The organism is Microbacterium sp. NPDC078814 (assembly GCF_040702645.1).
Classification (GTDB): domain Bacteria; phylum Actinomycetota; class Actinomycetes; order Actinomycetales; family Microbacteriaceae; genus Microbacterium.
This window is the reverse complement of sequence record NZ_JBFBLT010000016.1, coordinates 1-18,600: the sequence shown is the minus strand read 5'-3', so window position 1 is coordinate 18,600 and position 18,600 is coordinate 1. Positions and strand designations below refer to the sequence as shown.

General features: G+C 69.1%; 25 protein-coding genes. 15 read left to right on the top strand and 10 right to left on the bottom strand.

What is annotated here, in order from left to right:
• The 4 genes from AB0300_RS18200 to AB0300_RS18185 form a co-directional block, all read left to right on the top strand.
• Nucleotides 1-797, top strand: a 797-nt coding sequence (locus tag AB0300_RS18200) for a GyrI-like domain-containing protein (protein ID WP_363381135.1), incomplete at its 5' end; no start/stop codon positions are given.
• A complete protein-coding gene (locus AB0300_RS18195; RefSeq protein ID WP_054687628.1) occupies nt 794-1,249 on the top strand; it encodes an SRPBCC family protein in 456 nt (151 codons plus the stop codon). The genes AB0300_RS18200 and AB0300_RS18195, both read left to right, overlap by 4 nt.
• Entirely contained in the window at nt 1,249-1,653 is a 405-nt protein-coding gene (locus tag AB0300_RS18190) for a DUF1801 domain-containing protein (protein WP_062637438.1), read from the top strand. Before AB0300_RS18195 ends, AB0300_RS18190 begins: the two co-directional genes overlap by 1 nt.
• A gap of 2 nt (nt 1,654-1,655) precedes the next feature.
• Nucleotides 1,656-2,036, top strand: coding sequence for a VOC family protein (locus AB0300_RS18185; RefSeq protein ID WP_085603663.1), 381 nt, complete (start codon nt 1,656-1,658; stop codon nt 2,034-2,036).
• A gap of 133 nt (nt 2,037-2,169) precedes the next feature.
• Here AB0300_RS18185 and AB0300_RS18180 read toward each other — a convergent pair whose 3' ends face one another.
• From AB0300_RS18180 to AB0300_RS18160, 5 genes are all read right to left on the bottom strand, one after another.
• Complete coding sequence (locus AB0300_RS18180) at nt 2,170-2,568, bottom strand: hypothetical protein (RefSeq protein WP_062637441.1); 399 nt, start codon at nt 2,566-2,568, stop codon at nt 2,170-2,172.
• A gap of 139 nt (nt 2,569-2,707) precedes the next feature.
• Nucleotides 2,708-3,106: a hypothetical protein gene (locus AB0300_RS18175; protein WP_062637442.1), complete on the bottom strand. Its 399-nt coding sequence runs from the start codon at nt 3,104-3,106 to the stop codon at nt 2,708-2,710.
• Between the two features lie 158 nt (nt 3,107-3,264).
• Nucleotides 3,265-3,648, bottom strand: coding sequence for a hypothetical protein (locus AB0300_RS18170; protein ID WP_005052841.1), 384 nt, complete (start codon nt 3,646-3,648; stop codon nt 3,265-3,267).
• Nucleotides 3,649-3,757: 109 nt separating this feature from the next.
• Nucleotides 3,758-4,336 (bottom strand): hypothetical protein, encoded by a 579-nt coding sequence (locus tag AB0300_RS18165; RefSeq protein WP_005052196.1) that lies wholly within the window; start codon nt 4,334-4,336, stop codon nt 3,758-3,760.
• Between the two features lie 134 nt (nt 4,337-4,470).
• Entirely contained in the window at nt 4,471-5,481 is a 1,011-nt protein-coding gene (locus AB0300_RS18160; protein WP_062637444.1) for a DUF4192 family protein, read from the bottom strand.
• A 63-nt stretch (nt 5,482-5,544) separates the two neighbouring features.
• Here AB0300_RS18160 and AB0300_RS18155 point away from each other — a divergent pair, with 63 nt between their 5' ends.
• Genes AB0300_RS18155 through AB0300_RS18145 form a run of 3 tightly spaced genes read left to right on the top strand, consistent with a single transcriptional unit; the run spans nt 5,545 to nt 6,911 of the window.
• Nucleotides 5,545-6,060 carry an FAD-binding protein gene (locus AB0300_RS18155; protein ID WP_005052190.1) on the top strand — a complete coding sequence of 172 codons (516 nt, stop codon included), beginning with the start codon at nt 5,545-5,547 and terminating at the stop codon, nt 6,058-6,060.
• Nucleotides 6,057-6,356 (top strand): Dabb family protein, encoded by a 300-nt coding sequence (locus AB0300_RS18150; RefSeq protein WP_005052188.1) that lies wholly within the window; start codon nt 6,057-6,059, stop codon nt 6,354-6,356. The genes AB0300_RS18155 and AB0300_RS18150 overlap by 4 nt, the downstream gene beginning before the upstream one ends.
• Before the next feature lie 18 nt (nt 6,357-6,374).
• Complete coding sequence (locus tag AB0300_RS18145; protein ID WP_052323124.1) at nt 6,375-6,911, top strand: nuclear transport factor 2 family protein; 537 nt, start codon at nt 6,375-6,377, stop codon at nt 6,909-6,911.
• 49 nt (nt 6,912-6,960) lie between these two features.
• Here the strand turns inward: AB0300_RS18145 and AB0300_RS18140 are convergent, their stop codons facing one another.
• Nucleotides 6,961-8,145, bottom strand: coding sequence for a 4-hydroxybenzoate 3-monooxygenase (locus tag AB0300_RS18140; RefSeq protein WP_005052183.1), 1,185 nt, complete (start codon nt 8,143-8,145; stop codon nt 6,961-6,963).
• 97 nt (nt 8,146-8,242) lie between these two features.
• Nucleotides 8,243-8,992, bottom strand: coding sequence for an IclR family transcriptional regulator (locus tag AB0300_RS18135; protein ID WP_005052180.1), 750 nt, complete (start codon nt 8,990-8,992; stop codon nt 8,243-8,245).
• Nucleotides 8,993-9,076: 84 nt separating this feature from the next.
• On the opposite strand from AB0300_RS18135, the gene AB0300_RS18130 reads away from it, so the two are divergent.
• Nucleotides 9,077-9,727: a hypothetical protein gene (locus AB0300_RS18130; protein ID WP_005052177.1), complete on the top strand. Its 651-nt coding sequence runs from the start codon at nt 9,077-9,079 to the stop codon at nt 9,725-9,727.
• Here AB0300_RS18130 and AB0300_RS18125 read toward each other — a convergent pair.
• Entirely contained in the window at nt 9,724-10,632 is a 909-nt protein-coding gene (locus AB0300_RS18125; RefSeq protein ID WP_005052175.1) for a LysR family transcriptional regulator, read from the bottom strand. The two genes, AB0300_RS18130 and AB0300_RS18125, sit on opposite strands and share 4 nt — an antisense overlap.
• 149 nt (nt 10,633-10,781) lie before the next feature.
• On the opposite strand from AB0300_RS18125, the gene AB0300_RS18120 reads away from it, so the two are divergent.
• From AB0300_RS18120 to AB0300_RS18090, 7 genes are read left to right on the top strand one after another with little or no spacing between them, the layout of a single operon-like run.
• Nucleotides 10,782-11,810 (top strand): amidohydrolase family protein, encoded by a 1,029-nt coding sequence (locus AB0300_RS18120; protein ID WP_005052173.1) that lies wholly within the window; start codon nt 10,782-10,784, stop codon nt 11,808-11,810.
• A 19-nt stretch (nt 11,811-11,829) separates the two neighbouring features.
• Entirely contained in the window at nt 11,830-12,528 is a 699-nt protein-coding gene (gene ligK / locus AB0300_RS18115) for a 4-carboxy-4-hydroxy-2-oxoadipate aldolase/oxaloacetate decarboxylase (RefSeq protein ID WP_005052171.1), read from the top strand.
• A 2-nt stretch (nt 12,529-12,530) separates the two neighbouring features.
• A complete protein-coding gene (locus AB0300_RS18110; protein ID WP_005052167.1) occupies nt 12,531-13,484 on the top strand; it encodes an amidohydrolase family protein in 954 nt (317 codons plus the stop codon).
• 2 nt (nt 13,485-13,486) lie between these two features.
• Nucleotides 13,487-14,839, top strand: coding sequence for a protocatechuate 4,5-dioxygenase subunit alpha/beta (locus AB0300_RS18105; protein WP_005052165.1), 1,353 nt, complete (start codon nt 13,487-13,489; stop codon nt 14,837-14,839).
• Nucleotides 14,836-15,789: a Gfo/Idh/MocA family oxidoreductase gene (locus AB0300_RS18100; RefSeq protein ID WP_005052163.1), complete on the top strand. Its 954-nt coding sequence runs from the start codon at nt 14,836-14,838 to the stop codon at nt 15,787-15,789. The genes AB0300_RS18105 and AB0300_RS18100 overlap by 4 nt, the downstream gene beginning before the upstream one ends.
• Nucleotides 15,786-16,760, top strand: a complete 975-nt coding sequence (locus AB0300_RS18095; RefSeq protein WP_005052159.1) for an aldo/keto reductase — start codon at nt 15,786-15,788, stop codon at nt 16,758-16,760. The genes AB0300_RS18100 and AB0300_RS18095 overlap by 4 nt, the downstream gene beginning before the upstream one ends.
• On the top strand, nt 16,757-17,467 hold the full coding sequence (locus tag AB0300_RS18090; RefSeq protein ID WP_005052156.1) for a substrate-binding domain-containing protein: 711 nt from the start codon (nt 16,757-16,759) through the stop codon (nt 17,465-17,467). The genes AB0300_RS18095 and AB0300_RS18090 overlap by 4 nt, the downstream gene beginning before the upstream one ends.
• Before the next feature lie 50 nt (nt 17,468-17,517).
• Here the strand turns inward: AB0300_RS18090 and AB0300_RS18085 are convergent, their stop codons facing one another.
• Together AB0300_RS18085 and AB0300_RS18080 are read right to left on the bottom strand one after the other, a co-directional pair.
• The gene (locus tag AB0300_RS18085; RefSeq protein ID WP_005052154.1) at nt 17,518-18,225 is read right to left on the bottom strand and encodes an NAD(P)-binding domain-containing protein; all 708 of its coding nucleotides are present in this window, start codon (nt 18,223-18,225) and stop codon (nt 17,518-17,520) included.
• 4 nt (nt 18,226-18,229) lie between these two features.
• A complete protein-coding gene (locus AB0300_RS18080; RefSeq protein ID WP_363381146.1) occupies nt 18,230-18,367 on the bottom strand; it encodes a hypothetical protein in 138 nt (45 codons plus the stop codon).
• Nucleotides 18,368-18,600 lie beyond the last annotated feature (233 nt).

Genomic DNA, 18,600 nt, shown 5'->3' with positions numbered 1-18,600 from the left:
TCTTGGTCGTTCTCACTGACCATCGCACGATGGCTCACCCCGTCGCGGTCACGACGCCGCGGGCCCGAAAGACCACCACCCCGCGGGACTCCAGGTTGGAATCCGGGTTCGCAACGCCCGAGACCTTCACACGCGCGTTCGTGCAGCGGTTCGAGATCAGTCCATCGGAGTATCGGAGGATGCTGCGCGCGTACCGCGAGCACGCGGACCTGGCGCAGCAGAGCACGACGTTTGCGGGCTTCGCAGAAGAGACGCCGCTGACACTCCGTTATGACCTCGATGCCGTCCCGGTACGGGTTGAGAGCACCCCCGAGCGGCACCTGCTCGTCCTCCGTCATCGCGGGTACAACGGCCTCGGCATCGGGCACCCATCGGTCGAGCCGTGGCAGCAGCTGAGGGCCTTCGCGATAGAGCACGGCATCGCCCACTCCTCCGACCTCCTCGTGGGCATCACCCCAGATGACCCTTACGTGGTGGACAACGAGCAGATCCGCTTCGACGCTGGCATCCCCATTGCCGCACCGATAGATCCACCCCACCCCTTCACCTACCGCCAGATGCCGGCGCAGGTGTGCGTCGCGCATCGGCACACCGGCGGTGCAGAGCAGATCGCGAAGACCTTCGCGGCTATCGGGGTGCAATGGATGCCCTCAGAAGGGTGGCGGTTGCGCTGCGCACCGCCCTTCGAGATCCATCACGTCGACCAGCGCGCGAACGACGCCGTTCGCGTCAGCTGGACAGACGCCTATGTGCCTCTTGATCACCACCCCGACCATCACCCAGGAGAAGGCCCATGATCGCTTTCGAGTTCACCGAGCACATCGACAGATCGCAACAGGAAGTGTTCGCAGTGCTGGCAGATCCCACAAGGGCGGTCGACTACGTCGACGGTGTCGTGAAGAGCGTGAAGGTGACGGATGGCCCGCTCGCTGTGGGGTCCGTCATCGAGGAGACGCGCCGAGTGAAGAGCAAGGAGGCGACGGGGCAGCTGCAGATCGTGGCTCTCGAGCCGCCCACCGCTTTTGCGGTCGCCAGCGAGGCGGAGGGCATCACCGCGACCTACGTCTACCGGCTGCACCCGGCCGGCACCGGCACGCGGATCGAGTGGACGTGCGAGCTCGCCGCCGGCGGACTGCGGCGGATGATGCTGCCCCTGGTGGCCGCGATCACAAAGAAGGAGGACGGCGACCATCTGGCCCGACTCAAGGCATACATCGAATCGCAGCGAGCAACGGAGACCGCCTCGTGATGCCTTCCGACACCAGCGTCGACGAGGCGCTGGACCGGGCAACCGGGCCACGACGCGGCGAGGTAACCGAACTCCTCGAGCTCTTCGAGCACGTTGCACAGCGCCCGCCGGTGGTGTGGGCGGAACGGATTGTCGGGTTCGGCCAATACGGCTACGCGTACGACAGCGGGCGAGAGGGTATCGCGCCTGAGATCGCCTTCGCTTCCGGGTCCAAGCACACGCTTTACCTGGTCGAGGGGTTTGCCGAGCGGTGGCCCGACCTGCTCGAGCGGCTCGGTCCACACCGCACCAGTAGCGCGTGCCTCTACCTCCCCCGATTGTCGGGGGTGGACCAAGATGCGCTGCGGGAACTACTCGATCGCTCCCTCGCCGTCATTCGAGACGTGCACGGCGACGGCAAATGAGCATGGCGTCTCTCGTCCAAGTAGCCCAGCGCGTGGTCGATCTGGAACGCGCCACAGCCTTCTATTCCGCACTGCTCGGCTCCGCCCCTGTGGCCCGATTCGATCCGCCCGGTTTGGTGTTCTTCGATCTCGACGGCGTCCGTTTGCTACTCGAGAGCGCGGCACCGTCAGCGCTGCTCTACCTCCGCGTCGATGATCTGGAGTTAGCCGTCGACCGAGCCGGCGAGGTCGAAATCGTATCCCCGGGGCGGCCGATCTTCACTCACACCAGAGATGCGCTCGGACCAGCAGGGCGAGAAGAATGGCAAGCATTCATTCGCGACCCCGAAGGAAATCTCGTAGGTCTAGTGGCGTTCAGAGATCCAGCGGAAATCAAGTACTGACGGCTTCGACGAAGCTGGCCGCAGCCGTCGTGGACAACTCAGCACAGAATCTGGCCGCACTCCGGTGGACATCTTCGGTGGGAGATCCCGGCTCTGTGGCTGGCACCGCGGACAACTCTGAGCGGTTCCTACATCAGGCCGCGTCGAGCGGCGTCCAGTCCCGCTCGTGGGCGGGGGTGTAGTCGATCAGCGCGGCCAGGCGGTCGCGTGCGGCCTGTAGCGCCTCGATCTCGGCGTCGTTGCTGTCGCCCTCGGCCGCGGCGAAAGTGTCCTCGATCAGACCGGCGATCTCCTTCTGCGCCGCCTCGTCGATGAGGGTGATGCGGGCGATCTCGCCGTCCGGGTAGCGGGCATCCAGCGCGGCTGCGTCCTGGTAGTCGAAGGCCCACTGCTCGCCGAGGATCGCGAACGCCGCGGCGATGTCGCGGCCGCGGTCGCCGGTGCTGATCGCGACGTAGCCGCGGTTCAGTCCCGTACCGACGTGCGGGTGCAGGTCGGCGTGGTCGGGGCCGAAGGTGATGTAGGTGGTCATGGCGTCCTCCCGGATCGCTTGCTAGTGAATGTGACGTTCACAGCCTACGGGTGGGGTCGGACATCGCAGCAGAGGGTCGGTCGTGGCGTGCGTGAGCGCCCCGGCAGAGGCGCGGGGCGCTCATGTCGCAGGGGTGCGGCTACGCCTTCCAGACGCCTTCCCAGCCCTCGGGGAGACGCACGCCGTGCTCGCCGTGCGCGTCGGTCTGGTGCAGGTACACGAGCACGTCGCCGGGGTCGGGGTCTGCCTCGTACTGCGGCACGGTGCGCTCGATGGTGTTGATCTGGCCGACGCTGTTGTAGCGCACGTCCATGTCGATCGCGCGCAGGTAGCCGTCCTCGACGTTGACGTGCTGATCGCAGCGCGGGCACCACAGCACGGTGCGCTCGCCGTAGTCGGTCGGCTCGTCGAGCTCGACGATGCGCAGCGCGGGGAAATCGGCTGCCTCGATGTCGTGCATGAGACTCCACAGCCGGTCGATCAGGTCGTCGGCAGGGATGCGGGGTGCGGCTGAGGCCGCGGGTTCGGTGGTGGTCATTGTGTCCTCCTGGGGACGGTGAAGGCCTGCGGCGAGCGCGGGCGGGGGATGGAACTCGAGGTGCTCCCGCCGAGGGGAGGGGCGTGTAGCCGGCTCCCCTCGGGTGGGTGGTGCTCGCCGCCGCCGGGGTAGGTGTGCACCCGGCGGCGGCGAGGGGGTCAGACGGCTTCGACCAGCCCAGGGCTGACGCGCCAGCCGTTGGCGAGCGTGTATGACTTGGGGTTGGTGCGGACGATGAGTGTCTCGACTCCGGCCAGCCCGTCACGGGTGGTGCGCGGGTTGGCGACGATGCGCACGCGGGTTCCGGGGATCAGGCTCGGCAGCGCGGCCGCGGTGGCTTGCAGGGCAGCGGCGAGTGCGTCGTCGCTGTGCCCGGTCGGCTCGACGGTGGCGGTGCGGGCGAGGGTGTACACCTTGCCGGGTTCGGTGAGGGCTGCGATCTTCGCCTTGGTGCGGGCGAAGTCGATCAGCACGTACTCGGTGCCGCGGAAGCGGAACGTGTCGCCGGGGGTGCGGGTGATGAGGGTGGTGGTGTCGGTCATGGCGTCCTCCTTGGACTCTCGACGGTGAATGTGACATTCACAGGCTACGGGTGGCCTCCGACATTGGGCGGGGCGGGCGGCGCGGTCTGCGCGCCCGCCCCGGCGTGGGTCACTGGGCGGCGATCGCCGCGGTGATCTCGGCGGTGACCCGCTCGCGCTTGGCGTCGGCATCGCGCCCCGGCTCGAAGTGACCGAACGCGGTCAGGTACGCCTCGATCTGCCCGCGCAGGTACTCGGTGTTGCTGGCGTCGGCGTTGAGGCCGATGATCGCGTAGCGCGCTGCGCTCGCCGCGGCCCGCCAGCCGCTCTGCGTGAGGCCGTGGGGGTCGCCCTCGGGGAGCGAGTAGGGCTGCTCGATCTGGCCGTCGCGCGCGGTGTACTTGGTGACGGTGCGCTCGGTGACCACGACGGCATCCAGATAGTCGGGGTCGCCCTGCCCGCCGAGGGGCACCCACACCTGGGGGTCGTCGTCCGGGTGGTCGGCGTCGATGCGAGCGAGCAGGGCGGGCATTGCGGGGTCGAGGGTGAACGGGTCGCTGAGGCTGTAGTCGTCCCAGGCCTGGCGCAGCTCGTCCGGCTCGATGGTCGTCCATCCCTCGTCGAACTCGGCGCGCAGCGGAGCGTGGAAGCGGATCGCGCGCTCGACGGCTGCGCGGATGTCGTGGACGTTGTTGATGGTCTCGGTCATGGAGTCCTCCCGGAACGATTGCTAGTGAATGTGACATTCATAGGCTACGGGTGGCCTCCGACATCGCGCGGGGACATCGCGAGTGCGTCACGGGCGAGTGCCCGCCGGGGTGACCGGCGGGCACTCGGTGACGCTCAGCGGGCGAACGCCCAATCCGGGAGCACGGCTGCCGAGCAGAGGGTCGCGACGATCTGGCTCATGCCGTGGTCGGGGTCGATCGCGAGGGCGCGGTCGGTGTAGACGGTGGCGTGAGTGGATCGGCCCAGCGCCCAGGACAGCCAGGCGGCGGCGGCGAGCAGGTTGGGGCGCTCCTGGTCGTCGGCGTAGGCGGCAAGGTGGCGCACGAGCGCGAGTCCCGCCGTCAGCCGGTCGGCGTCGGGGCGGTCGCCCTGTCCGTAGAGGGTGCGGGCGATGCTCTCGGGGACGGGTGCGCCCATGATCGAGTGGCCGATCTGCGCGGCCAGGGCACGGGTGCCGTTGCCGCGGTCGGTGGCCCACTGGATGAGGGCCACGTCACGCCACAGCGGGATGCCGATGCCGGTGAGCAGGATCGCAGCCTGGCGGGTGTCGAGGTCGGCGGGGTCACCGGTCAGGGCGTCCTCCGCGACGGCGACGAAGTCCGCGAGGGCATCGTCGTCCATCCGCGCGGCCGCGAACGCGATCCGGGCGGCACGCGCCGGGTCGGCGTCGGGGATGCTCGCCCCGGCGGTCTGGGATGCTGCGACCTTCTCGCGCAGCGCGTCCGGGGTCGCGATCTCGGCGACGGGGCGCGGTGCCTCGCCGGTCAGGTGGCTGCCGTAGCCGTCGCTGGCGACGTAGAGCACGTCCACCAGGTGCAGTCCCTGCCGGTCGGCGACATCGGCGATCTGCTGGCCGAGATCGCGGGTGCTGTCGGCGTCCTCGGCGGCGTAGATCACGGCGGCTACCCCGGTCACGCGCGGCACTCGGCAGACCAGCCCGAGGCCGGTGTGCGCGAGCGTCGCGGCATCCGCGTCGAGGTCGAGTCGCATCGCCCCGATCGTGCGCGACGCCTCGAAGGGCACGAGCACGAGCGAGTCCTGCGGGGTGAAGCCGAGCAGCGCGGGCACGAGGCCGAGGAAGTCGCGCGGGGTGCCCGCCTTGATGGTGGTCGGTGTGGTGGCCATGGTGTCCTCCCGGAACGTTGGCTAGTGAATGTGACATTTACAGGCTACGGGAGGCCTCCGACATTGGTCGATGCACGCCAGGAGCCGACTCCCGACTGGCTCGTCGAAGGAGCAACCCTCGGAGAGCTCGCCGGGAAGATCGACGTTCCCGCCCAGGCGCTGGCCGAGACGGTCGCGCGATTCAACGAGCACGCCGCCCGTGGGGAGGATCCGGACTTCCACCGCGGTGCGAGCGCGTACGACCGCTACTGGGGAGACGAACAGAACCCGTATCCCAATCCCAGCCTCGCACCGCTCGAGCAAGGCCCCTACTACGCTCTCGCCGTGGTGAACGGCTGCTTCGGCACCAGCGGAGGGATCGCCACCGACGGCCTCGGAAGGGTCCTCGACGCAGACGGCGATGCCATACGCGGCCTGTTTGCGGTCGGCAACGCCTCCGAGAACGCCTTCGCCGCCGGCTACCCCGGCGCCGGCGCCACGCTCGGTCCGATCATGACCATGGCCTACCTTCTCGGGCGTACCGCCAGCGGCGCGTCGATCGGCGACCTGAGCCTTGCCGACGGAGCCGGGGCACGATGATCCGTCACGTCGTGTTCTTCTCGTTCGCAGCGAACCATGATCCTGCCGTGCTCGAGGAGTGGCGCGACCTGCTCGATGGTCTGCTCGGAAAGATTCCCGGCCTGGTCCGACTGTCACACGGCCCCGACGTGATGCGCAGCGAACGCGCATGGGACTATGCACTCGTCGCCGACTTCCGCACCCTCGACGATGTCCGTGCCTACGCGACGCACCCCGCGCATCTGCCGCTCTTCCCTCTCTCCGGAGCGATCTCGGAGCAGATCGCCTCGGTCGACTTCGAGATCGACGAGCAGTAGAGGAAGTACCCAGGCGCCGTGAAGAGCGAGGATGGTTTCTCGATGCCCCGAGTACGTGCGGTCACCCCCACCGTGGCAGAGGAGCTCCGCGACCTGAAGGCACGCTATTTTCACTACGTCGACCTGAAGCAGTGGGACGAACTGCGCGGACTCTTCGTGGACGACTGCGTCTTCGAAGGACTGTGGGCCGCCGCGCCCGACCCCGACACGTTCGTGGAGAACCTGATGCGCAACATGACCGAAGAGGTCGTCAGCGTCCATCACGGGTTCATGCCGCAGTTTCGGCGGATCGATGACTTCTCGGCTCGCGGGCGCTGGGCCATGACCGACTATCTGACGTGGCCACGCGGGTCACGAGGGTATATGGGGATCACCGTGCCGGAACAGAGGGGGATGCGGGGATATGGCTACTACGAGGAGCTCTACCGACTCACCGAGTCCGGCTGGCGCATCGCCTTCATGCGACTGAGCCGGATCCGCATGGATCCCATCGTTGGCGACGCGCCTGCGATCGACTACCCGGTGGTTCCCGCGGTCCCCGGCTGGCTGGACTGACGCCGACCCGCGGGTGCCGCACCCTCTGGTCCGAACCGTGAGCGCCGGCTCAGGTGAGGGTGTGGAGGGGCCAGCCGGTGTATGCCTCGGCGAGGAAGCGGCGGCCGGCTTCGGACTCGACGACGGATTGGAGCTCTCCGAGCTGGCGGAGGCGGTCGAAGTCCCTTGCATCGGGGGCGACGTGAAGCATGCTGGTCATCCACCAGGAGAAGTGCTGGGCCTTCCAGATGCGGTGCAGCGCCGTCTCGGGGAAGGCCTCGACGAGGCGGCTGTCCCTCTCGAGCAGAAGCGCGCGCAGCGCGCGCTCGAGAACGAGGACGTCGGCTACGGCAAGGTTCATGCCTTTCGCGCCGGTGGGCGGCACGGTATGGGCGGCGTCGCCGATGAGTGCGAGGCGGCCGCGAAGCAGTTCGAGGGCGACGAAGCTCCGGAATCGCAGCACGTCGCGTTGGAAGACGGGGCCTTCCTTGAGCGTCGTCCCCGGCACCCGCTTCTGCAGTTCTTCCCACAGTTGCTCCTCGGTGAGGGTGCTGGGGTCGGTGCGGGGATCGCATTGGAAGTACATGCGCTGCACGGTGGTGCTTCGCTGGCTGATGAGCGCGAAGCCATCGGGGGAGTTGCTGTAGATGAGCTCGTCGGCGCTGGGCGGCGCCTCGCAGAGGATGCCGAACCAGGCGAACGGGTACTCGCGGAAGTGCCCGCCTGTGTGGGAACCGGTTACGGCCTCCCGCACGACACTGCGTGACCCGTCGGCGCCGACGACGAACTCGGCCTCGATCTCGAGAGGCGATCCGTCTGCGCCGGTGGCGATGACGCGTGGGCGGTCGGACGCGGGGTCCTCGATACGATGCGCCGTCACGCCGAAGCGCAGGTCTTGGCCACTGGAGAGCCGCGCGGCGATGAGATCCTTCAGGACTTCGTGCTGCGGGTACAGCCACACACCGCGGCCGACGAGGTCGGCGAAGTCGATGCGGTGTCCGCTGCCGGCGAAGCGGAGCTCGATGCCGTCGTGGCGGTCTCCCAGGGTGCGGGCGCGGCTGAACGCGCCGAGCGTGTCGAGCACCTCGACGGTGCCCTGTTCGAGGATGCCTGCCCGGATCGTGGTCTCGATCTCTTCACGGGAACGCTGATCGATGACGACTGACTCGAGGCCGGACGCCGCGAGCAGATGCGACAGCAGCAGTCCGGCGGGTCCAGCGCCGACGATGGCGACGCGGGTGCGGATGGTGGACATTGGGGCGTCTCCTTCGACGTGACAACGGATGCCTCGCTCAGTGTGAACCCGGTTCAGACGGTCGAACGCCGCATTCCCGTTGAACGGGAGACGCCGACTATCGGGGGGACCGCAGCGTGGCCTCGATGCCGGTCACGGCTTCTCGCAGAGCGATGATCGCCGCCGTGTGCGGCGCTTGTCGTGGTAGCACCACGGAAAGCGCGGCGACGACTTCACCTGCGTCGCGGATCGGCACGGCCACGCCGGTCGAGACGGATTCGATCGAACCTTGCGCGATCGCCACGCCATCGCGACGCACGCCAGCGAGGAGACGGCGTAGACGTCCGGGATCGGTCACCGTCTCGGGTGCGAGAGCGCGCAACGGCTGGGCGAGCACGCGTTCGCGGAGATCGGCGGGAGCGTGCGCGAGCAGGACGAGGCCCGACGAGGAGGCGTGCAGCGGTAGCCGCCCAGCGATCCGTGTGATGTTCGCACCGGCGTCGGGGTGCGAAAGGCGTTCGAGGAACAGTGCTTCGTCCTGTTCGAGAACGGCGAGTTGGGTGTGCTGGCGGATGTGCGTCTGCACGCGCTCCATATAGGGGAGCGCCGCCTGGCGCAGACGTAGCGCGGTCGACCCGCGGAGGGCCAGTTCCCACAAGCGCATTCCCAGGTGGACGCGGCGGTCCTCGTCGCGTCCGAGCAGTCCGGCGTCGACCAGCTCGTCCACGATCCGGTGCGCGGTGGACGACGGCAGCGCCGCTCGGCGCCCGATCTGACTGGCCGACTGCACCGAACGATCAGCTGTGAACGTCTCGAGGACGCGCACGATGCGGTCGATCATCGAGTCGCTGGAGGGCGAGTTCGCCATGCGCTCAGGATGACACGGCTCGCGTCGACGGTGTTGCGGCGATGGTTGGTCCCCTGCCTGACGCGACGGCGGTAGCCTCGGCTCATGGTTTCTGTTCCGGATGCTGCAACGGCTTGGGAGCCCCTCACGCCTCATGCTGTCGCTGAGCTCCTTCGGGTCGGTAGCGCCCGCTGGTGGCTGTCGGGCGGGGTGGCCCTGGAGCACTGGCTGGGCCGGACGATCCGCGAACGGCCGAACACGGACGTGAGCACCACCCAAGGCGGGCTGCCGCAGCTGGTCCGGGCGTTGCCTGCCGGTTTCACCGCCTGGGCGCCTGCGGGGGAGGACGCCGTCATCCCCTGGGCCGACGCGCCCGACGATGCCGATGTGCAGCCGGTGCGGATTCAGGACGAGCGCTCCGGCGCCTGGGTGCTTCAGGTGAACGTCGAGGATGGGACGGAACATGCCTGGCTGTACCGGCGAGACCCGCGGCTGCAGTTGCCGTGGGATCGCGCCGTGCTCGAGGTCGACGGCATTCCGACCGGTGCGCCCGAGGTGCAGCTGGTCTGGAAGGCGTTGCGGCCGCGGCCGGAGGATGACCTCGACAAGGACGTGGTGCTGCCGCAGCTCTCGGACGAGGCCCGGTCGTGGTTCGAACGGGCGATCCTCTCCGTCCACCCGCACTCGAACTGGTCGATCCACGTGCGCAGCCCTTTCGCGCCCGCGAAGGCAAGCTGGAACCGCAAGAACGGCTAGGTCGGCCGGTGGTCGTCGGCGGCCACCGCATCCAGCACCACCGATCGGAACCACGTCTGCGCGGGAGACATGCTCAGTTCGCGTCGCGTGTAGAGCGCGACCGGGGTGCTCTGGCCCGGCCACGGCAGCTCGGCGATGCGCAGACCGGGGAACCATCCGCAGAACACCTCGGCCACGTGTCGCGGCAGCAGCACGACGAGATCGGTCGCCTCGAGCACCGCGGGCACGGTGGCGTACTCCTCGACCGTCAGCGTCACCTGCGGCATGAGTCCCTGTTCGATCATCGCCTGGAGCGGGTACACGTGGCCGCCGCGGGAGGACACCCGCACGAAGCGGCGCCCGACGAACATGTCCGCGGCGGTCGGAGGCAGCGGATGGGCACGCGAGGACAGCGCCACGTACTCCACGTCGCGCACCGGTGTGCGCCACAGCCGCGGCGAGTCCAGCAACGACACCGTGATCGCCAGGTCGATGGTGCCCCGGACGAGCCCGTCTTCCACCTGATCCGCGTCCAGCCGCCGCACCTGCAGGTGAAGGTCCGGCGCCTCCTTCGCGAGCACCGGCATGATCGGCGGCAGGAAGGTCTGCTCGCCGATCGAGGTCAGCGCGAGCGAGAGCTCCCCGCCGAAGCTCGCGGGATCGAAGGCGTCGGGCGCGCTCACCACGGCATCGATGCGCGACAGTGCCTCGTGCAGCGGTCCGAACAGCTGCCGGGCACGCGGGGTCGGCACCATCTCGTTCCCCTGGCGGCGGAACAGGTCGTCGCCGAACCGCTGCCGCAACCTCCTCAGCGTGTAGCTGACCGTCGGCTGCGTGACGTGCAATCGCTCGGCGGCGGCGGTCAGACTGCGCAGCTCGTACAGCACGACGAAAGTGCGCAACTGGTTGAGATCGGTGAGCGACATCGCATTGATCCCATCTATACGGTTCGGCTCCTACATCTATTGGACCATACCCATAGAGCGAACTAGAGTCAGGGTGACAGCACCGGCACCGCTGCCGACGTGGCACGCACCACCCGGCACCGACCCGATCACAGTGACGAGGACGCACGTTGATCATCGACATCCATGGCCACTACACCACGGCCCCCGCGCAGCTGGGAGCGTGGCGCGATCTGCAGATCGCGTATGCGGAAGGCGCGGGCGAGGCGCCCGACCCGGCCGCGCTGCGGATCAGCGATGACGACATCCGCGAGACCATCGAGGCGAACCAGTTGCGGCTGATGGACGACCGCGGCAGCGATGTCACGGTGTTCAGTCCCCGTGCATCGTTCATGGCCCACCACCTCGGCGACCTCGCCGTCAGCGAGACCTGGGCGCGCATCTGCAACGACCTCGTCGCGCGGGTGTCGCAGCTGTTCCCCGACCGTTTCCTCCCGGGCGCGATGCTCCCGCAGTCGCCGGGCGTCGACCCGAAGACGACCCTCGCCGAACTCGACCGGGCGGTGAACGATCTGGGCGTCGTGACCGTCAACATCAACCCCGACCCGTCCGGCGGACTGTGGACCGCCCCGCTGCTGACGGACAAGAGCTGGTATCCGCTCTACGAGAAGCTCGTCGAGTACGAGCTGCCCGCGATGATCCACGTGAGCACCTCGTGCAAGCCGCAGTTCCACACCACCGGCGACCACTACCTGGGTGCCGACACGACGGCATTCATGCAGCTGCTCAAGGGCGACCTGTTCCGCGACTTCCCCGACCTGAAGCTCGTCATCCCGCACGGCGGCGGCGCGGTGCCCTATCACTGGGGACGCTTCCGCGGCCTGGCGATGGCGCTCGGCAAGCCCGAGCTGGAGGAGCACCTCCTGGGCAACGTGTACTTCGACACGTGCGTGTACCACCAGCCGGGCATCGACCTGCTCACCGGGGTCATCCCGACCGAGAACATCCTCTTCGCGAGCGAGATGATCGGCGCCGTCCGCGACGTCGACCCGCGCACGGGCCACTACTTCGACGACACGAAGCGATACGTGGATGCGACCGGGAACCTCACCGACGAACGACGCGGACAGGTCTTCGAAGGCAACGCCCGCCGCGTGTACCCGCGCCTGGACCGCGCCCTGCGAGCCCGCGGCCTGTGACCTCACCCTGGAGAACCCGATGACTCAGCGACTGAACGACCTCGGCATCGTCCGCACGCGCATCGAGCGGCCCGACTCCGCCGACGTCGCGCGGCTCTCGCGGTTCGGGGTCGCCACGATCCACGAGGCGATGGGCCGGGTCGGCCTGCTGCGGCCGTACATCCGCCCGGCGTACAGCGGGGCGACGCTGTGCGGCCCGGCCGTCACGGTGCTCCTGCAGCCCGGCGACAACTGGATGTTCCACGTCGCCGCCGAGCAGGTGCAGGAGGGCGACGTCATCGTCGCCGGCTGCACCACGGAGAGCGAGGACGGCTTCTTCGGCGAGCTGCTCGCCACCTCCCTCACCGCCCGGGGCTGCAAGGGCCTGGTCATCGACGGGGGCGTCCGCGACGTCGCCGACCTCGAGAAGATGGGCTTCCCGGTCTTCTCCCGCGCCATCAGCGCGAAGGGCACCGTCAAGGCGACGCTGGGCTCGGTCAACATCCCCGTGGTCGTGGCGAACGCCGTGGTGAACCCCGGCGACGTGGTGGTCGCGGATGTCGACGGCGTCGTGGTCGTCCCCCGCGAGCTCGTCGGCGCCGTCGCCGACGCCTCGCAGAAGCGCGAGGACAACGAGGAGGCCAAGCGCCAGAAGTTCCGCGAGGGCGTGCTCGGTCTCGACATCTACGGCATGCGGGAGCCGCTGGCGGCCGCGGGCCTCGAGTACGTGGAGGATTGACGATGGCTCACGCACAGGCGATCGCGCACGGCGACACCAGCGGCGGCTTCGAGAAGACGCCCGGTTGGCTGGACTGGTACGACGGCCCGACGACCCCGACGTTCCGGCTCCCCGCCGGCGCTGTCGACGCGCACTGCCACGTGTTCGGCCCCGGCGCGGAGTTCCCCTACGCCCCCGAGCGCAAGTACACGCCGTGCGACGCGTCGGCCGCGCAGCTGTTCGCGCTGCGCGACCAGCTCGGCTTCGACCGGAACGTCATCGTGCAGGCGACCTGCCACGGCGCCGACAACCGGGCGCTCGTCGACGCGCTGCGCCGCAGCAAGGGGCGTGCCCGCGGGGTCGCGACGGTTCGTCGCGACGTGACCGACGAGGAGCTCGCCGAGCTGCACGAGGCCGGTGTGCGCGGCGTGCGGTTCAACTTCGTCAAACGCCTCGTCGACCGGGTGCCGACCGACTCGCTCGACGCGATCGTGGAGAAGATCGCCCCCCTCGGGTGGCATGTCGTCATCTACTTCGAGGCCGAGGACCTTCCCGACCTCTACGACTTCTTCTCGGCGATCCCGACGGACGTCGTGGTCGACCACATGGGGCGTCCGGATGTGACGAAGGACCCGGAGGGTCCGGAGTTCGAGCTGTTCCTGCGCTTCATGCGCGAGAACCCCAACGTGTGGACGAAGGTGTCGTGCCCCGAGCGGCTCAGCGCCACCGGTCCGCGCGCGCTGAATGGCGAGCAGCACGCCTATACGGATGTCGTGCCGTTCGCCCGTCGCGTGGTCGAGGAGTTCCCCGATCGCGTGCTGTGGGGCACCGACTGGCCCCACCCCAACCTCAAGGACCACATGCCTGACGACGGGCTGCTGGTCGACTACATCCCACAGATCGCGACGACCCCCGAACTGCAGCAGAGGCTGCTCGTCGACAACCCGTCGCGGCTGTACTGGCCCGAAGGAGAATGACCATGGCACTCGACAAGCCGTACAAGGACATCCCCGGCACGACCATCTTCGATGCCGAGCAGGCCCGCAAGGGCTACCACCTCAACCAGTTCTCGATGTCTCTCATGAAGCCCGAGAACCGCGAGCGCTACCTCGCCGACCGCGAGGCGTACCTCGACGAATGGCCCCTCACCCCGGTGCAGCGTCAGGCGGTGCTCGATCTCGACCTGAACACCTGCATCGCCGAGGGCGGCAACATCTACTTCCTGAGCAAGATCGGCGCCACGCACGGTCTGAGCTTCCAGCAGATGGCCGGCTCGATGACCGGGATGTCGGAGGCGGCGTACCGCGACATGATGGTCGGAGGTGGCCGACGTCCCGAGGGCGTGCGCCTGAAGGATCTCGACGGGTGGACCCCGCCCTCGAACGAGAAGTCCGAGGTGATGCGCCCGGACGCCCCCGCGAAGTTCACGTCGGCGCTGTTCACGTCGCACGTGCCGGCGATCGGCGCCGCGATGGACCTGGGCAAGACCGAGGAGCCGTACTGGAAGAAGGTCTTCGACGGGTACCAGTGGACCCGGAAGTGGGCCAAGGAGAACACGCCCGACGTCATCATCCTGGTGTACAACGACCACGCCACGGCGTTCGACTCGAACATCATCCCGACCTTCGTCCTGGGCACGGGCGCGCACTATCCCGTCGCCGACGAGGGTTACGGCCCGCGCCCGGTGCCCGACGTGAAGGGGTATCCCGAGCTCGCCGCGCACATCGCCCAGTCGGTCATCCAGGACGATTTCGACCTCACCCTCGTCAACGAGATGGTCGTCGACCACGGCCTGACCGTGCCGCTGTCGCTGGTGTTCGGCGACGTCGAGGAGTGGCCGTGCCGGGTCATCCCGCTTCCGGTGAACGTCGTGCAGTACCCGGTTCCGTCCGGGCGTCGGTGCTACGAGTTGGGCAAGGCGATCCGTCGCGCGCTGGACAAGTGGGACGGTCCCGAGCTCAACGTGCAGATCTGGGGCACCGGGGGGATGAGCCACCAGCTGCAGGGCCCGCGCGCGGGACTGATCAACGAGGAGTGGGACAACGCGTTCCTCGACCACCTGATCGCCGACCCGCTGGGCCTCACCGAATGGTCGCACATGGAGTACGTCGACGAGGCCGGATCCGAGGGCATCGAGCTGGTGGACTGGCTCATCGCCCGTGGGGCGATGGACGACCAGTTCGGCGGCGGGGCGCCCGAGGTGAACCACCGGTTCTACCACGTCCCGGCGTCCAACACCGCCGTCGGCCACCTGGTCGTCACCAACCCCGTCGCGCCGCGGCCCGTCGAGTCCGAGAGTGTGAGCCTCCCCCTGGAGGAAGTCCACGCATGAGTGACAAGGTTCGCGTCGCCGTCGTCGGCGCCGCCGGCGCCTTCGGCATGAAGCACCTCGACGGCCTCGCGAACATCCCCGACGCCGAGGTGACCGTCGTCAGCGGCACCAGGCCCGAGCCCACGGAGTCGGTGGCCGAGAAGTACGGCGTGCCGAATGCCGTGCTCGGTCTCGACGCCGTGCTCGAGCGAGACGACGTCGACGCGGTGATCCTCGCGACGCCGACGCAGCAGCACGCGGATCAGACGCAGGCGGTGCTCGCCGCGGGCAAGCACGTGCAGGTCGAGATCCCGCTCGCCGATTCGCTGGCGGATGCCGAGGCCACCCTGGCCGCGGCATCCGCCTCCGACCGGGTCGCCATGGTCGGGCACACGCGGCGGTTCAACCCGTCGCATCAGCTGGTGCACAACCGGATCGCGGCCGGCGAGTTCGCGGTGCAGCAGATGGACGTGCAGACGTACTTCTTCCGCCGCACGAACACGAACGCGAAAGGCGAGGCGCGGTCGTGGACCGACCATCTGCTGTGGCACCATGCGGCACACACGGTCGACCTGTTCGCCTACCAGGCGGGTCGGATCGTGCAGGCCAACGCCATCCAGGGCCCGATCCACCCCGACCTCGGCATCGCGATGGACATGTCGATCCAGCTCAAGAGCGAGACCGGCGCGATCTGCACGCTGTCGCTGTCGTTCAACAACAACGGACCGTTCGGCACGTTCTTCCGCTACATCGGCGACACCGAGACCTACATCGCGCGCTACGACGACCTCTACAACGGTCGTGACGAGCAGATCGACGTCTCGCAGGTCGCCGTCAGCCTCAACGGCATCGAGCTGCAGGACCGGGAGTTCGTCGGCGCGATCCGCGAGGGCCGCGAGCCGAACTCGTCGATCCGCCAGGTCATCGACTGCTACCGCGTGCTCGGCGCGCTCGAGGAGCAGCTCGCGTGAGGCTTCCCCGCATGGGGCTCGGGTGCATGTCCCTCAGCCATGCCTACGGCACCCCTCCGTCTCTCGAGGACGGAGTGGCGCTCGTGCGTTCCGCGCTCGACGACGGCGTCCAGCTGCTCGACACCGCCACGCTGTACGGCGGCGGCCGCAACGAGGAGCTCGTCGGGCGCGCGATCGCGGGGCGTCGGGACGAGGTCGTGCTGGCCAGCAAGGGCGGCATGGCGCTCGTCGACGGCGTGAAGGTCATCGACGGGCGCCCCGAGACGCTGCGCGCACAGGTCGACGCCTCGCTGCGGCGGCTCGGCGTCGAACACATCGATCTCTACTACCTGCACCGGTGGGACAAGAAGGTGCCGATCGCCGAGAGCGTCGGGGCGCTGGCCGAGATGGTGGCGGCGGGAAAGATCGGCGCCATCGGGCTGTCGGAGGTGTCGGTGGACCGTCTCCGGGAGGCGCTCGCGGCGGCGCCCATCGCCGCGGTGCAGAACGAGTACTCGCTCTGGAGTCGCAATCCCGAGCTCGGCATCCTCGACGCCACCCGTGACGCCGGGGTGGCGCTGGTCGCGTTCTCACCGGTCGGACGCGGGTACCTCGCCGACTCCATCACCGACCCGGAGCAGTTGCCGCCGAAGGACATCCGCCGCGCGATGCCGCGCTTCCAGCCGGAGCACTGGGCCGCCAACGCCGCGTTGCTGCCCGCGTGGCGAGCCCTCGCCGCCGAGGCCGGCCGCACGCCGGCACAGCTGGCCTTGGCGTGGCTGCTCTCCCGCGGCGATCACGTCGTGCCGATCCCCGGGAGCACGGATGCGCACCACGTGCGCGAGAACCAGCGCTCTCTCGGCACGGTCGTCGATCCCGCGGTGCTCGTGCGCGCGGGCGAGCTGATCGACACCGCCACGGTGTCGGGGCCGCGCTACAACGCCACCGGGACGAGCGAGGTCGACGCCGAGTCGTTCGAGGCGGCCGTGTGAGAGCCATCTCCTCCATGGCGACGCGTCAGGTCCTCGCCGACCTGGCCACGGCGGCAGCGGACAGGGGGTTGCCCCTCGTCGAGATCGAGTCCGTCGGCGGAGTGGACGCCGCCCAGCGCGTGGCCGGGGGTGAGCAGCTCGATCTGGTGTTCCTCGCCGCCGACGCTCTGGACCGGCTCTCCGGAGACGGCCACGTGGACGCGGCGACGGTCACACCGCTCATGCTCTCGCGCGTCGCGGTCGCGGTTCCCTCGGGCACGCCCTCGCCCGCCGCCCGCCCCGACACGGCGGCGTTCGCGGACGCCCGCGGGGTCCGCGAGGCCCTGCGCGCCGCCGCTCGCATCGGCTACTCCACCGGCCCGAGCGGCACGGCGCTCGTCCGCACGATCGACGACTGGGGCCTCACCGGCCAGGTGGGCGATCGTCTCGTGCAGGCGCGACCCGGCATCCCGGTCGCCCGGCTGCTCGCCGACGGCCAGGTCGACCTCGGCTTCCAGCAGCTCAGCGAGCTCGTCGGTCAACCCGGGGTGCGCATCCTCGGTGTCCTGCCTTCGGACTGCGCCATCGAGACCGTGTTCTCGGGCGCCGTCGCGACCACCTCATCCGACCCGCGACGAGCCCGCGACGTCCTGGCGTTCTTCGCGTCCGATTCGACGGCATCCATCAAGACAGAGCACGCCTTCAGCCCGCCTGCACGACGGGACTGACCGGGATTCGGCGCCGCTTCGCCCGGTGTGCCGGATGGCTCACGCGGCCGTCAGGCGTCCGGCGTCTGCTCGGGGCCGAACCGGGCGGTGAACTCGTCGACGTCGAGAACGTTGCGTCCGAGCCGGCCGGACACCTGGTTGTAGGTGCCGGTGATCTCGAGGTCGCGGGCGCTGCGGAGCGTGCCGACGTAGCGGGGCTGCCAGCCGGTCTGCGCCAGCAGCGGGCGGACCTGCGCGGATGTCTCCGCCGAGTCGGCCAGGTACGGCAGGACCGCCTTCGGGCTCGCCTCGGCGATCGCGGAGCTCGCGACCGCGGCGGTGGCGAGGTTCGAGAACGCCTTCACGTGTCCCACGTTCGCCGGAAGGAGCGACGCCAGGTACTGCCCCGCAGACCCTTCCACGGGTCGCCGCAGCTGCACGCCCGTGGGCGTGACGTCCAGCGGGTTGGCGACGTCGATCAGGATCTTGCCGTCCAGGAGGTCCCCGAGTGCAGAGACCACCGCCTGCTGCGGGGCGCCCCAGAGGGTGGTGAGGGCAAGGAACGGGGATGCCTGGGCGGCTTCCTCCAGGGATGTCGCTATGTCGATGCGGGCATTCCGCGCGATCGGTCGGAGTCGCCGGGCGGCGGCCTCAGCCTTCGCCGGCTTGTAGTGGAACAGGCTGATGTTCACGCCGTGGGAGGCGAACAGGCCTGCGATCGCTGTGCCGTGCCGACCGGGGCCGATCAGCGTCAGCGTCGGCGTCTGCGTCGTGGACATCTGGTCACGCCTCCTGGGGCAGGTGCGGGTTGTCGGAGAGGTCCACGACGGTCTTGCCGACGGCGTGGTGCGTGTCGAGGATCCGATGGATCTCGACGATCTCGCTGAGCGGGAGACTCGTGACCGGCATACGTACCGACACCAGCCACCCCGAGACCGCCAGCCAGAGGCACGCACACCGCACCCAACCGGAGGGCCGCGCAGCGGCCCGACCCCGCGCGCAGCGCCCGGCCTGCCGGGCGCCCGTCCCTGCGAGCGCAGCGAGCGGGGCACTCGGGAAGTCTGTTCCTCGTGGTCGCGAAGGGGGTGAAGACCTGGCGGGGTCAGCAGTACTCGCTCGCGCTGTTCCCCGTGTGGATCCGCGCGTGCTGGACG